The sequence below is a fragment of the Mesorhizobium sp. Arg314 genome (assembly GCF_053714275.1).
Map to the genome: position 1 here is coordinate 20,842 of NZ_JBSKBP010000008.1, position 13,663 is coordinate 34,504.

A 13,663-nucleotide genomic window follows, 5' to 3' on the forward strand; every position below is an offset into this window, starting at 1 on the left:
CTTATTGGCTGGATTGTCGATCGGTCAGCCCTCGCCCGACAGGTCGCGCCGCGCCTTGTCGAGCTCTTCGGCGTAGCGGCGCATCAGATGGCTTTCGGTGAGCAGGCCGAGAACGATGCGCTCGTCGAAGTCCTCGACCACCGCCAGCTCTTCGGCCCCCGTGCGCTGGAACGTCTCGGCGGCGGTCTGGACGTTCATCGACGGCACCAGCACCGCATCCTTGAACTGCGCGAGCGCGCTTACCGGCGTGGCGCCATCGGAAAGATCGCTGTGCAATTCTGGCACCAGCAGCATGCCGACATACTGGTCTGCCTGCTCGACAGCGATGACGCGCTGCCCGGAGCCGAGCGGGATCTCCTTGCGGAATTCGGCGAGCGTGATGGAGGCGGGAATGGTGCGGACATCCTTGCGCATCATCGAGCCGACGGTGAGGCTTCGCATCCAGCCAACGTCGTGGGCACTGCGGATCGTCTCGCCGCGCAGATGGAAGCGCCAGGTCGAGAAGGAGTAGCCGAAGGTCTCGCGCACCAGGATCGCCGACATGATCGAGGCCGCCAGCACCACGCCGGTGAGCGTCAGGTCGCGGGTGGACTCCAGCGCCAGGAACGTCATGGTCAGCGGACCGCCGACGACGCCAACCGCAAGCGATGTCATGCCGACGACGGCGGCGACCGCCGGGTCGATGCCAACCGACGGCGCGGTCAACGCCATGACGCCGGCAAAGACTTTGCCGAGCAAGGCCCCCAGGAACAGCGAGGCGAAGAACAGGCCGCCGCGGAAGCCGGAGCCGAGCGAGATGGCGGAGGCGGCCAGCTTCATCACGAAGACGCTCGCCACCACCGGAAGCGCGTAATTCATGGCGAACTCGCGGTGCAGCGCGCCATGGCCGCTGGAGAGCACTTGCGGCGTGACCAGCCCCAACAGGCCGACGAAGATGCCGCCGATGAAGGGCCTGACCGACGCGTCGATCGACAGCCGCACGAAAAGGCGCTCGACGATGCTCACCAGATGCATGATCGCGATCGAGGCCGCCCCGCCGAGCAGTCCCAGCAGCAGGAACGGCACATACTCGCTGGCGGTCAATGTCGGCAGACCCGAGAGCTCCAGCGGGAACGGCACGCCGCCGAACACTTCCGCCGTCAGCGAGGCGGCGATCGCCGCCGCCATCACCGGAGCCACATTGGCGACGGAGTAGATGCCGATGACCAGTTCGAAACCGTAGAAGGCGCCGGTCAGCGGCGCGTCGAAGGCGGCCGAGATCGCGCCGGCGGCACCGCACCCGACCAGCATGCGAACATCGTTGCGGCGCAGCCGGAACGCGCGCGCCAGCCGCGAGGCGAAGCCGGAGCCGATCTGCGTATAGCCGGCTTCCAATCCGACCGAGGCGCCGAAACCGCTGGAAATCATCGTCTGCGCCACGATGATGAAGGTGTCGGTGAGCGACATGCGCCCGCCATAGAGCGCATTGGCCTCGATCGGGTCGACGGGGGTGCGGAACTTGCGCTTTCGCAGCCAGATCACGGAAAGGCCGAGCAGCAGGCCGCCTATCGCCGGGAACATCGCCTGCACCGGATCGGCAAGCGAGAACATCGCCGAAAGCCTGCCGCCCGGCTGCACGTCGAACAGCAGGTAGTGCATGCCTTGCACCAGCGCGCTCATGCCGGTGACCAGTGCACCCGCGATCACGCCGACCATGCCGGCCATCAGCACGATCACGATGCCGCGCGCCTCGAGCACGGGGATCGAGTTGATCAGCACCGCGCGAAGCCGGCGGGCGTAGACTTGTGGGTCGTTTCTGGCAGGCAACGGAGCGGCTCGCCGATATGCGAAAGATAAACAACTGCAGCGCCTGATACGCGCGGCGGCTCTGCGTGGCAATGGCAATGCCGACCCGCTAGTGGCGCCATTTTGGCGTTGTGCGAAATAGCGTTACGGAAGGCGTGCCGTCGCGACCAAGGAGATAGACTTAGTCAGCTACAGGGATGGTCAGGTCGGCGCGCCGCCGTCCGTTTCGTAAAGGGTAAGCTTGCGATCGCCGATGCCGAGCTCCACCCAGCTCGCGCGCCATTCAGCGATATGCGCCGACTTGAAATGCGCTTCGAGCGCGGCGCGCTCGCTCCAGGCCTCCGAAACGTGGATGAGCCCGGCATCCAGCACATCCTGCGCGTAGGAATAGCCGAGGCAGCCCGGCTCGGCGCGGCTTGCCGAGATCATCCGTTGCATCGCCGGCTTTGCCTGCTCGAATCTGTCGGCTGGCAGCCGAACCGTGCCGATGATCAGGAGCATGCGACTTTCCTTTCGCTAATGCATGTCGCTCAAAACTGCGTAGCGGTTTTGGGACAACGACATGCATCGAAACAAAAACGTGAAGCGCGTCGCCCGAATTCATTTCGCCCCGACGCGCTTTTTAAAGGGCCGGATGAGGTCCCGTAGCCACTCTCCCACCTTCGCGCAAGCTTGGCCGGTTACGGTCGGGGGGCTGCCCTGCGCGTGGCGGCTCTTGATTTGAGGACGATATGGCGATCAGCGAAACTCTCCCGTCGGGCCTGGTGGTCAAGAACGGCCGCGACGTCTTCTTCGCGCTCGGCATCGTCTTCATCCTGGCGGTGCTGTTTCTGCCGATCCCCGCCTTCCTCATCGATATCGGGCTCGCTTTCTCGATCGCGCTTTCGGTGCTGATCCTGATGGTGGCGCTTTGGATCCAGCGGCCGCTCGACTTCTCGTCCTTCCCGACCGTGCTGCTCATCGCCACCATGCTGCGGCTGTCGCTCAATATCGCCACCACCCGCATGATCCTGTCGCACGGCAATGAGGGCACGCATGCCGCCGGCTATGTCATCTCGGGCTTCTCGAAGCTGGTGATGTCGAGCGACTTCGTCATCGGCCTCATCGTCTTCATGATCCTCATCGTGGTGAACTTCATCGTCATCACCAAGGGCGCCACCCGTATCGCCGAAGTCGGCGCGCGTTTCACCCTCGACGCCATCCCCGGCAAGCAGATGTCGATCGACGCCGACCTCTCCGCCGGCATGATCGACGAGAAGACGGCACAGCTGCGCCGCCGCGAGCTGGAGGAAGAATCCTCCTTCTTCGGCTCGATGGACGGTGCCTCGAAATTCGTCCGCGGTGATGCGATCGCCGGCCTGATCATCACCGCCATCAACATCGTCGGCGGCATCGCCATCGGCTATCTGCGCCACGGCATGGGCCTCGGCCAGGCGGCCGACGTCTTCATCAAGCTCTCGGTCGGCGACGGCCTCGTCACCCAGATCCCGGCGCTCATCGTTTCGCTCGCCGCCGGCATGCTCGTTTCCAAGGGCGGCACGCGCGGCTCGACCAACCAGGCGGTGTTCGGCCAGCTCGGCGCGCATCCGCGCGCGCTCTACGTCGCGGCCTCGCTGCTGGTCATCCTCGGCCTGATGCCCGGCCTGCCGCTGTTCCCGTTCTTCGCGCTTGCCGGCGGCATGGCCGGCCTGGGCTACATCATCCCGCTGCGCCAGAACCGCGCGCTTGCCGCCGCCGAAGCCTTGAAGACGCAGGAGAAGGCCAACAAGGTCGAGGAGGAGAAGAACTCGGTCAAGGCCTCGCTCGTCACCGCCGAGATCGAGCTTCTGATCGGCAAGCAGCTTTCGACCAGGCTGATGGTGGCGCACCAGGAACTGGTTTTTCGCATGTCGAAGATGCGCAAGAAATTCGCCCAGCAATATGGCTTCGTGGTGCCGGAAATACGCGTCGCCGACGACTTCGCCATCCCGCCGAAGAGCTACCAGATCAAGGTGCACGGCACGGTGGTCGCCGAACACCAGATGCGCGTCGGCGAGATCATGGTGCTGCTCGGCACGCGCGGCGTGCCGGAAATCCCCGGCGAGGAAATCCGCGAGCCGGCCTTCGGCATGCGCGCCTATTCCGTGCTCGAAACCTTCGCCGAGGATCTGAAGCGCGAGAACTTCACCTTCGCCGACAACATGTCGGTGCTGCTCACGCATCTTTCCGAGGTCATCCGCAACAACCTGCCGCAGCTTCTGTCCTACAAGGACATGAAGGCGCTGCTGGAGCGGCTCGACCCGGAATACCGCAAGCTTGCCGACGAGATCTGCACCTCGCACATCTCCTACCCCGGCCTGCAGGCCGTGCTGAAGCTGCTGCTCGCCGAGCGCGTCTCGATCCGCAACCTGCATCTGATCATCGAGGCGATCGCCGAGATCGCGCCGCATGTGCGCCGCACCGAGCAGATCGTCGAGCATGTGCGCATCCGCATGGCACAGCAGATCTGCGGCGACCTCTCCGAAAGCGGCATGCTCAAGGTGCTGCGCCTCGGCAACCGCTGGGACCTCGCTTTCCACCAGAGCCTCAAGCGCGATGCCAAGGGCGAGGTGCGCGAATTCGACATCGACCCGCGTCAGCTCGAGGAATTCGGCCAGGACGCCACCAAGGCGATCCGCAAGCATCTCGAGGCCGGCGAGCGCTTCGTGCTCGTCACCGCGCCCGACGCGCGCCCCTATGTGCGCATGATCATCGAGCGGCTGTTCACCACGCTGCCGGTGCTCAGCCATGTCGAGATCGCCAAGGGCGTCGAGATCAAGGTGCTCGGGACGATCTCGTGAACGCGCTCTCGCAAGGCGTCGTCATCGCCGCCTTCCTCGCCTTCTGCCGCATCGGCGCCTGCTTCATGCTGATGCCGGGCCTGTCCAGCGCCCGCGTGCCGTTGCAGATCAGGCTGTTCGTCTCGCTGGCCGCGACCGGCGGCCTGCTCGCCTTCCTGTGGGACCGCATCTACCCGTTCGTCGATCCGCGCCCGCAGATCCTGGCGCCGATGATCGTCTCCGAGATCCTTGTCGGCGGCCTGATCGGCGCCATGACCAGGCTCTACATGGAAGCGCTGCGTTTCATGGGCTCGGCCATCGCCATGCTGATCGGCTATGGCGGCTCGGGCGGACCTGCGATCGAGGAGCCTGAGCCGCAGGCAGCGCTTGCCGCCATCATCTCCTTCTCGGCGCTGCTTCTGCTTTTCGTCTTCGACTTCGACCACGAGATCATCAAGGCGTTGGTCGCCTCCTACACGGTCGCCCCGGTCAACGTGTTCTTCAATCCGCAGGCAGCCCTCGTCGACGTCACCGACACGGTGTCGGACGCCTTCTTCCTGGTCATCCGCCTGGGCAGCCCGTTTGTCGCCTATGCCATCCTGGTCAACCTGACCATCGGCTTCGTCAACAAGCTGACGCCGCAGATCCCGGTCTATTTCATCTCGCTGCCGTTCGTCATCGCCGGCGGGATGATCATCTTCTATTTCGCCGTCGGCACCTTGCTGTCGCTGTTCGTCGACGGCTTCGTCGACCTCACGCTGGCGAGATAGGCGCCATGACCACGCGAAAGGACCGCCTGAAGAAACTGGTCAAGGTGCAGGAGCAGTTGAAAGCGCTGCACGAAACTCGCCATGCCGGCTTCCTCGCCGCCGCCCTCAAGGCGGAAGCGGAGGCCAGGGAACTGATAGAGCGTTTCGATACCGACAACTCGCTGGCCGGCCTGTTTCCCGCGCTCTACCACCGGCGCATCACCGACGCGCTCGGCCGGCAGAAACAGAACCTCGAGAATGCCCGCCAGGAAGCTGCACTGATCGCCACCGCGACGGCGCGCACCAACATGGTCGAGCGCGCCTACAAGGATGTGCGCCGCCGCGACGAGCGCGAGCGCTCCGACCGCGAGCGGCTCGATCTGATCACGCAGAAGCGAGTGGACGAAGGCTGATCCGCGCAAGCCTGCCACAAGCTTGTTCAGTCATTGTGCGGATAACAAAACCGGCAAAGGGCGGACTTTCTTGGCAATTTCTCCACCCAGCGACATCGTCATGGACGTTGCCCGCGCAGCGGAGCCGGCCGATGTCGAGGCCGCGCGCGCGGCGCTCCTTAGGCGCGTCGGTGGTGCGCCTGGCGCTTTCTCGGTCGATCCATCCGCCACGGTCGATGCCGGCTCCGTGCTCTCGCGCGCTACGGCCGACAAGGCGGAAGCCGCCAATCCGGCGAAGAAGTTCCAGCGCTTCGAAGCGATGGTGCTGACGACCTTCATCCAGAACATGATGCCCAAGGACACCGAAGGCGTTTACGGCAAGGGCCTGGCCGGCGACATGTGGAAATCGCAGCTCGCCGAAAAGGTGGCCGATGTCATGGCAGCGCATGGCGGCATCGGCATCGCCAAATCGATGCTGGCCGACCACTATCTCGACGGCAAGCACAAGGTGCCGGTCGGCCCCGTTGCCGGCGGGCCGCAGAAAACCGAGATCGACCAGCAGACCAGGCTTTCGACCTCGATGCTCGAGGAGTTCGAGCGCAAGGCCGCACGGTCGATGACCGGCGACGAAACAACCACGGACATCAAGATCTAGGGACCTACATGGCCGACCAAACGGACCTTTCCAACCTTCCCGCGCGGACCAACGCAATGGAAGCGCCCGCCGCACGACCCGGCAACCTCGCCGCCATCATCGGCCGCATCGAGGAAGTCGTGGACGAGGAGACCGCCGGTATCCGCAGCGGGACGGCTTATGACCTCAAGGCCTCGAACGCGCGCAAGAGCCGGTATCTCTACGAGCTGAACCGGGCGCTCAAGGGCGCCAACGAGATCGAATTCCTCGAGCAGCATCGCGAAGGCCTGCTGCGGTTGCGCCAGAAACTGGCGAAGAACGAGGCGGCGATCCTCGCCCATCTCAATGCCGTCAACGAGGTCGCCACGCTTCTGCGGAACGCCATCCAGCGAGCCGATGCCGACGGCACCTATTCGGTGGGCGAATTCGGAATGGCCCGAGCATGATCCCGAAAAGTGGAAGCCGGTTTTCGGGCGAGATCATGCTCGAAACAAATAGAACATGATCAAGTTCATCGTCGCCGCGCTGTGGATTTGCGCCGTGACGCTTGGCGCGGTTTTCTATTCCTTCCAGGCGGCCGGCCAGCGCGGCGTGGGCGAACCGCCGAAGCCGATGCTGGGCGGCCTCGACTATGTCAAGACCGACATGATCTCGGTACCGTTGCTGCGCAACGGCGCGATCGACGGCTATTTCCTCACCAAGCTCGTCTATACGGTTGAGCCGGAACAGATCAAGAAGCTGTCGATCCCGGCGCAGGCGCTGATGACCGACCAGGTCTATTCCTATCTCTATTCCAACCCGCAGATCGATTTCACCAAGAAGGAATCGATCGATCTCGACGCTTTCCGCAAGTCGATCCGCGACACCATCAACGCCCGGGTCGGCGTCGAACTGGTGCACGAGGTGCTGATCGACCAGGTCAACTTCCTCTCCAAGGACGATATCCGCGACAACGCGCTTCGCCGCCGCAAGGGTGCCGGCGAAACCGCGGCGGCGATGACCAAGCCTTTCCAGGCACATTGATTGCCCACTCAAGGGTGCGCGGCGACAACCACTAAAGCAATTTCAGAAAAAAGCGCGCAGCGGTCAGGCTCGGCGCGTTCGCCGTAGCCTTCCGTCCAAATTGCGCAAAAAACAAAGAACTCATGCTTGTCGCCCAGAAGTGTACGCGGTTCTGGGACAACGACATGCATCAAAGCGAAGCCTTAAGCGCGTTGCCTGAAATTTCAGCGCGACGCGCTTTGGAGTAGGTCGGCGATTCATTCAAATGCTGAACTGCTCTTGCCCGTGACGCGAGATGACGCATGGGACCGCGTTGACGTTAACGTCAACTCGAAGCTATATGCCCCGGTGACAGGCGACCGCGCGCACACGCGGCGCGCCTACCTCGCCCAGCGGCTCGACAAGCCGGTGCGCGTCAACGCAACCAACGAGGAGAACCGCCATGGGCGTTCAGGAGATTGCCGACAGGATCAAGTCGCGCGTGGCAAGCGCGGGCTTCGAGCATTCGGTCAAGTTCGATACCGGCGCCGACGGCGTCATCGTCATCGACGGCGCGACCATCTCGACCACCGATGCCCCGACCGACTGCACGATCAAGCTCTCGCTCGACGATCTGGATTCGCTGATCGCCGGCGACCTCAACCCGACCATGGCCTTCATGGCCGGCAAGCTCAAGGTCGAAGGCGACATGACGGTCGCCATGGCGCTCGGCCAGTTGCTCGCCTGATCGACGGCAGTTCGGAATTGGCCCGACGCGGCGCCCGTCTTCTCGGCGTGGCGCCGCATCGGCATTTCTTCGTTCGATTTAGGCGACGAACTCCAGTGCCTGCCCCTTAAGCTTGCGGCCGGCGGGCTTGATGGTGCCCTTGCCGCCGTTCAGCGCGCCGTCCTTCAGTTCCAGCGCCAGGAGCCGGTGCCGCTCATAGGGGCCAGGCATGGCAAGCGTTCCGGTGCGGTCGGCCGAAAAGCCGAACCGCCCGTAATAGGGCGCGTCGCCGACGAGCAGGATCGCGCCGTGGCCGAGCCGCGCGGCCTCGGCAAGCGCGTGCCGCATCAGCGCCGAGCCGATACCGCCGCTCTTCAGTCCTGGCTCGACCGCAAGCGGGCCGAGCAGGAGTGCCGGACCGCCCTCGCCCAACCTTACGTCCCAAAGCCGCACCGTGCCGACGACCACGCCCGACGCGTCGCGAGCGACAAAGGCCAGGCCTTCCGAAGGCCGGCGGCCGCGCCGCAGCTTCTCGGACGACTTCTTCTTGCGGTTCGGTCCCATGGCGCGGTCGAGGAGCGCTTCGCGCGCCGTGACGTCGCCGGCGCCTTCGGCAATGATGACGAAGGCCGGCGCCTGGGCGGCCCCCTCGTCCGGCGTGCCGCGCGAGCCAGCCTGTGCGCAAAGGGCAAGGGAGGGCGCGAACGCATTTTCAGGCGAAGTGGAAACCGGTTCGCCGTAAGAAAATGCGCCAAGAAGCGCTGCCATGGAGCCATTCTCCTCCGCGGAGAAAAGCCCATCCGACGGTCCGGACGAGGGGGCAATTTCGGTGGCCGCAATGGCCGATTTGATCAGGTATTCCATATCCGCGATCCTTCACGAGCGGAGATCTGTTCCACAAGCGAGCCCGGGCGGATGACAGCACCCACCCGGGTGATCTGAGCGGTTTCTTGCGAACTGCTCAGATCACGTAGGATCGGAGAGGCTCGAAGCCGTTGAACGCGACCGCCGAATAGGTGGTCGTGTAGGCGCCGGTGCCTTCGATCAGCACCTCGTCGCCGATGGTCAGCGACAAAGGCAGCGGATAAGGCGTCTTCTCATACATCACGTCGGCCGAATCGCAGGTCGGGCCGGCGAGCACGCAGGGCGCGGTCTCGGAGCCGTCATGCCGGGTGACCAGCGGATAGCGGATCGCCTCGTCCATCGTCTCGGCGAGACCACCGAACTTGCCGATGTCGAGGAACACCCAGCGCACATTGTCGTTGTCGGCCTTCTTCGAGATCAGCACGACTTCCGACTTGATGACGCCGGCATTGCCGACCATGCCGCGGCCCGGCTCGATGATCGTCTCGGGCAGCGCGTTGCCGAAATGCTTGCGCAGCGCCGAGAAGATCGCCTGGCCATAGGCCTGAGCCACCGGCACGTCCTTCAGGTAACGGGTCGGGAAACCGCCGCCCATATTGACCATCTTCAGGACGATGCCTTCGTCGGCGAGCGTCGCGAACACCTTCTTGGCGTCGCCCAGCGCGCGGTCCCAGGCGGTGAGATCCGTCTGCTGCGAGCCGACATGGAACGACACGCCATAGGCGTCGAGACCGAGGCCCTTGGCATGGCGCAGCACGTCGACGGCCATCGCCGGCACGCAGCCGAACTTGCGCGACAGCGGCCATTCGGCGCCTTCGCCGTCGGTCAGCACGCGGCAGAAGACGCGCGCGCCGGGAGCGACGCGGGCGATCTTCTCGACCTCCTCGACGCAGTCGACCGCGAACAGGCGGATGCCGAGCTGAAAGGCGCGTGCGATATCACGCTCCTTCTTGATGGTGTTGCCGAAGGAGATGCGGTCCGCCGGCGCACCGGCGTCCATCGCCATCTCGACTTCGGCAACCGATGCGGTGTCGAAGGACGAGCCCATCGCAGCAAGCAGGCGCAGGATTTCCGGCGCCGGGTTTGCTTTCACCGCATAATAGATCTTGGAATCGGGCAACGCCTTCTCGAAGGCGCGGAAATTGTCGCGCACGACATCGAGGTCGACGACGAGGCAGGGGCCGGTCGGACGTCGGGTGGCGAGGAAGTCGAGGATGCGCTGGGTAGCCATCGGGTTTCTCCATCACGCCTTGCGGCGCGCAATAAGGCTGCAGGACGCGGGCTGTCGGCCTCGCGAACACGCGGTGGACAAAGGCGGGACGGAAAATCCATGGAACCAGCCGGTGGAGACCCCGGAACCATGAAACGCCGTCTCGCGGCGGTGAACCTTGGCCTTGCCCGGCCTCGGTTCGCTTTGTCTGCCTTGGCTTGGATGGGAGACCCCGTCCGCACTGCCGGCAATGAAGGTGTGCCTCTTTAGTAACCCCGGTCTTTGGACAACCGGAAGAGAACCAGAAAGGCCCGCACCGTCGTTGCTTCAAGGTGTCCTCGGGCTGGCGGTTGGCCGCTAGACCGACTGGAGGGGTTGGCTCCAGTTACCTTACCGATTGCCCTCACCATTCGAGGATCGGCGGACACCCACAGGCACGTGCGACTTTGGGCAAGCGCGATATAGGAGCGAAGGGTTTCACAATCAATAAAAATCGTAAGCTCAGGTTGTAAAATTTCTGGCATCGAACAATGTGTGTCGGACTGTATACGGAAATCGAACGATGCCAGGAACTCAAGGGCCTCTGAACGCCTTCCTCGATCTGCGCCAAATGCCTGTGACGAATGCGGAATTTGGCCCGCTCGCCGGCCTGCGCCTGGCCGTCAAGGACATCTATGACGTCGCCGGCTATCGCACCGGCTGCGGCAACCCGCAAAGGTTCGAGGAGGCGCATGCCGCCTCGCGCACGGCGGAAGCGGTGCAGACGATCCTCGATGCCGGCGCGCGATTCGTCGGCAAGACCCAGACCGACGAGTTGGCCTTCTCGCTCTTCGGTCAGAACGCGCATTTCCCGTATCCGGTCAATCCGGCTGCACCCGAGCGCGTCACGGGAGGCTCGTCATCCGGCTCGGCGGCCGCGGTCGCCGGCGGGTTGGCGAACATCGCCACCGGCTCCGACACCGGCGGCTCGATCCGCGCGCCGGCGAGCTTCTGCGGACTGATCGGACTGCGCACCACCCATGGCCGCATCCCGTTGGATGGCGCGATGAAGCTGGCATCGAGCTTCGACACCTTCGGCTGGTTCGCCGACGACATCGAGACCTATGAGGCGGTCGGCAAGCTTTTGCTCGGCCGCGATCCGCACCAGCACCCTCTCAACCGCCCGCTGTCGATCCGCTGGCTGGATGCCTTCGTCACCGGTCCGGCGGAAGCCGCGGAATATGCGCGCATGAAGGCGTTGGCCGCCACCGTTATTGGCCCGCCGGCGGAGACCGAATACGCCTTCGCCTCGTTCCCCGACGAGCTTTACTGGTGCTTTCGCCGCCTGCAGGCCTTCGAGGCCTGGCGCGAGCATGGCGCCTGGATCTCGGCCGGCGGCCGCCTCGGCCCCGGCGTTGAGGAACGCTTCGGCTTCGGCCGCACCATCGATGCCAAGACCGCCGCCACCGAAGCCGCGCGCCGCTTGGCGTTCCGGACCGAGTTCGGGGCGCTGCTCGGCAACAACGGCTTCCTCGTTCTGCCCACCGTCCCCGGCGCGGCACCGCTCGCTTCGAGCACACCGGAACAGTTCCAGGCCTACCGCGAAAGGGCGCTGCACCTGCTGTGCCTCTCCGGTCTTTCAGGTTTTCCGCAGATCACCTTGCCGATCGGCTCCGTCGACGGCGCGCCCTTCGGCCTTTCGCTGCTTGGCCCTTCCGGCAGCGACGTTGCCCTGATACGGCTCGGCCGCAGGATTCTCGACGCGGCACGAAAGGTCTGACCATGGACACATTGACCCGCATGCGTGCCTTCATCGACGTGGTCGAGGCGGAAGGCTTTTCGGCCGCGGCGCGCAAGATCGGCCGCTCCAAGGCGCTGCTGTCGAAATATGTGCGCGAGCTGGAGGACGAGCTCGGCGCGCTGCTTCTGAACCGCACCACGCGCCAGTTCTCGCTGACCGAAGCCGGCCACACCTATTATCAGCGCGCCTCGGAAATCGTGCGCGAGGTCGACAGCCTCGCCGAGACCGTGCGCCAGTCTTCCGGCGACGTCCGCGGCAGGATCAAGCTGTCGGCCGCCCGCACCTTCGCCGACGCGCCGATCGGTCAGTCGCTGGTCGACTTCGCCAGGCAGCATCCAGACATCGTGCTCGACATTCATCTCGACGACCGGTTCGTCGATCTGGTCGAGGAAGGTTTCGACCTTGCCGTGCGCATCTCGCGGCTGGAGAGCTCCTCAATGATCGCCAGGCGGCTGGCGCCGTTCTCGGTCAGGCTTTGCGCGTCGCCGGATCTGATAGCCAAGCATGGCGCGCCGACACGTCCGCAGGATCTGGCCAACATGCCCTGCATCGTCGACACCAACGGCCGCTCGCTGGCCAACTGGCGCTTCAAGGGTGAAGGCGAAGAGTCCATGAGCGTCGCAGTCTCGGGCCCGATCGAGGTCAACAGCCCGATCGTGGCAAGAGCCGCCGCGGTGTCCGGCCTGGGCTTTGCCATGCTGCCGGATTTCATCGCCGCCCCCGACGTCGCGTCCGGCAAGCTGGTCAGCGCGCTCGACGATCGTATCCTGGCGGGCACCGGCATCTTCGCCGTCTACCCGCACCGCCGCTATTTGCCGGCCAAGGTGCGCGTCTTCGTCGATTTCCTGGTGCACTGGTTCAAGACGCGCGACACCGTCTGATGCAGGTCGCCCGGGCATATGCAGGGGCATGCATCAAAACTTACCTGAGGCGCGCGTCCCAATTTCGCCAGCTTTGTGTTAACCCTCGGGCTCACTCCCGAAGTCAATGGAATCGCGGCCCGGAATGCATCTGAAACGGCAAGCAGCCATGCTGGCATCGGCCCTTGCGGCCACGTTTGCCGCCGTCGAGCCGGCCGAGGTGCACCCGCATGTCTTCGCCGAAGCCCGCCTCGACGTCATCCTCGGCCAGGATCACCAAAGTGTGACGGCGCTGCGCCACCTCTGGCGCTTCGATGACCTGTTTTCGAGTACAGTGATGATGGAGTTCGATAAGAACTCCGATCTGAAACTTGACGACAAAGAGCTCAAGGAGGTGGCCGACACCGTCCATGCCTCGCTGGCCGAGTTCAACTACTTCCAGCTCGTCACCCAGGACGGCAAGGACGTGGCCATGGTCCCGCCGCCGCATCTGATGGCGAACTTCGACAACGACCAGCTGATCATCCTGTTCGAGTCGCAGCCGAAGACGCCGATCAAGCTGACCGGCAAGATCGACATCGGCGTCTACGATCCGACCTTCTATACGGCGATCGACTTCACCGACGACGCCAACCTCACCGTCGAAGGCCTGCCCTCGACCTGCACCAAGAAGGTCATCCGTCCCGATCCGGACGAGGCGATCAAGGAAAACCAGAAGACCCTGACGGACGCGTTCTTCAACGATCCGACAGGCACCAACATGAGCAAGATCTTCGCCACCAAGCTCGAGTTGAACTGCTCGCCGGAAGGATAATTTGGTGATGAAACTGTCGTTGCGCGCAAGCAGGTTCCGCAAAAGTGTCCCACGGTTTTGCGACCGGAA

At 64.2% G+C, this 13,663-nt stretch carries 15 protein-coding genes; 10 read left to right on the forward strand and 5 right to left on the reverse strand.

The window, feature by feature from the left end; genetic code table 11:
- Window positions 1-24: 24 nt before the first annotated feature.
- Window positions 25-1,806, reverse strand: coding sequence for a chloride channel protein (locus ACWGS9_RS10615; protein ID WP_454505205.1), 1,782 nt, complete (start codon window positions 1,804-1,806; stop codon window positions 25-27).
- 180 nt (window positions 1,807-1,986) lie between these two features.
- Window positions 1,987-2,286 (reverse strand): putative quinol monooxygenase, encoded by a 300-nt coding sequence (locus ACWGS9_RS10620; protein ID WP_454505206.1) that lies wholly within the window; start codon window positions 2,284-2,286, stop codon window positions 1,987-1,989.
- 230 nt (window positions 2,287-2,516) lie between these two features.
- On the opposite strand from ACWGS9_RS10620, the gene flhA reads away from it, so the two are divergent.
- The 6 genes from flhA to ACWGS9_RS10650 all read left to right on the forward strand — a co-directional run bounded on the left by flhA (window position 2,517) and on the right by ACWGS9_RS10650 (window position 7,381).
- Window positions 2,517-4,604: a flagellar biosynthesis protein FlhA gene (flhA, locus tag ACWGS9_RS10625; RefSeq protein WP_454505207.1), complete on the forward strand. Its 2,088-nt coding sequence runs from the start codon at window positions 2,517-2,519 to the stop codon at window positions 4,602-4,604.
- Window positions 4,601-5,353, forward strand: a complete 753-nt coding sequence (gene fliR / locus ACWGS9_RS10630) for a flagellar biosynthetic protein FliR (RefSeq protein ID WP_454505208.1) — start codon at window positions 4,601-4,603, stop codon at window positions 5,351-5,353. Before flhA ends, fliR begins: the two co-directional genes overlap by 4 nt.
- 5 nt (window positions 5,354-5,358) lie before the next feature.
- Entirely contained in the window at window positions 5,359-5,745 is a 387-nt protein-coding gene (locus ACWGS9_RS10635) for a hypothetical protein (protein WP_454505209.1), read from the forward strand.
- 70 nt (window positions 5,746-5,815) lie between these two features.
- Complete coding sequence (locus ACWGS9_RS10640) at window positions 5,816-6,379, forward strand: rod-binding protein (RefSeq protein WP_454505210.1); 564 nt, start codon at window positions 5,816-5,818, stop codon at window positions 6,377-6,379.
- An 8-nt stretch (window positions 6,380-6,387) separates the two neighbouring features.
- Window positions 6,388-6,804, forward strand: coding sequence for a hypothetical protein (locus ACWGS9_RS10645; RefSeq protein ID WP_454505211.1), 417 nt, complete (start codon window positions 6,388-6,390; stop codon window positions 6,802-6,804).
- Window positions 6,805-6,859: 55 nt separating this feature from the next.
- Window positions 6,860-7,381: a hypothetical protein gene (locus ACWGS9_RS10650; protein ID WP_454505212.1), complete on the forward strand. Its 522-nt coding sequence runs from the start codon at window positions 6,860-6,862 to the stop codon at window positions 7,379-7,381.
- Window positions 7,382-7,389: 8 nt separating this feature from the next.
- Here the strand turns inward: ACWGS9_RS10650 and ACWGS9_RS10655 are convergent, their stop codons facing one another.
- Window positions 7,390-7,551, reverse strand: coding sequence for a hypothetical protein (locus ACWGS9_RS10655; RefSeq protein ID WP_454505213.1), 162 nt, complete (start codon window positions 7,549-7,551; stop codon window positions 7,390-7,392).
- 251 nt (window positions 7,552-7,802) lie between these two features.
- Here ACWGS9_RS10655 and ACWGS9_RS10660 point away from each other — a divergent pair, with 251 nt between their 5' ends.
- Window positions 7,803-8,087 carry an SCP2 sterol-binding domain-containing protein gene (locus ACWGS9_RS10660; RefSeq protein WP_454505214.1) on the forward strand — a complete coding sequence of 95 codons (285 nt, stop codon included), beginning with the start codon at window positions 7,803-7,805 and terminating at the stop codon, window positions 8,085-8,087.
- Between the two features lie 78 nt (window positions 8,088-8,165).
- Here ACWGS9_RS10660 and ACWGS9_RS10665 read toward each other — a convergent pair whose 3' ends face one another.
- Together ACWGS9_RS10665 and odc2 are read right to left on the reverse strand one after the other, a co-directional pair.
- Complete coding sequence (locus tag ACWGS9_RS10665) at window positions 8,166-8,834, reverse strand: GNAT family N-acetyltransferase (protein ID WP_454505215.1); 669 nt, start codon at window positions 8,832-8,834, stop codon at window positions 8,166-8,168.
- A 193-nt stretch (window positions 8,835-9,027) separates the two neighbouring features.
- Window positions 9,028-10,161, reverse strand: coding sequence for an ornithine/lysine decarboxylase (gene odc2, locus ACWGS9_RS10670; protein ID WP_454505216.1), 1,134 nt, complete (start codon window positions 10,159-10,161; stop codon window positions 9,028-9,030).
- 541 nt (window positions 10,162-10,702) lie between these two features.
- On the opposite strand from odc2, the gene ACWGS9_RS10675 reads away from it, so the two are divergent.
- The 3 genes from ACWGS9_RS10675 (at window position 10,703) to ACWGS9_RS10685 (ending at window position 13,594) form a co-directional block, all read left to right on the forward strand.
- Window positions 10,703-11,899 carry an amidase gene (locus ACWGS9_RS10675; protein ID WP_454505217.1) on the forward strand — a complete coding sequence of 399 codons (1,197 nt, stop codon included), beginning with the start codon at window positions 10,703-10,705 and terminating at the stop codon, window positions 11,897-11,899.
- Window positions 11,900-11,901: 2 nt separating this feature from the next.
- Window positions 11,902-12,801 carry a LysR family transcriptional regulator gene (locus ACWGS9_RS10680; RefSeq protein ID WP_454505218.1) on the forward strand — a complete coding sequence of 300 codons (900 nt, stop codon included), beginning with the start codon at window positions 11,902-11,904 and terminating at the stop codon, window positions 12,799-12,801.
- A gap of 124 nt (window positions 12,802-12,925) precedes the next feature.
- Window positions 12,926-13,594, forward strand: coding sequence for a DUF1007 family protein (locus ACWGS9_RS10685; protein WP_454505219.1), 669 nt, complete (start codon window positions 12,926-12,928; stop codon window positions 13,592-13,594).
- The last annotated feature ends 69 nt before the right edge of the window (window positions 13,595-13,663 follow it).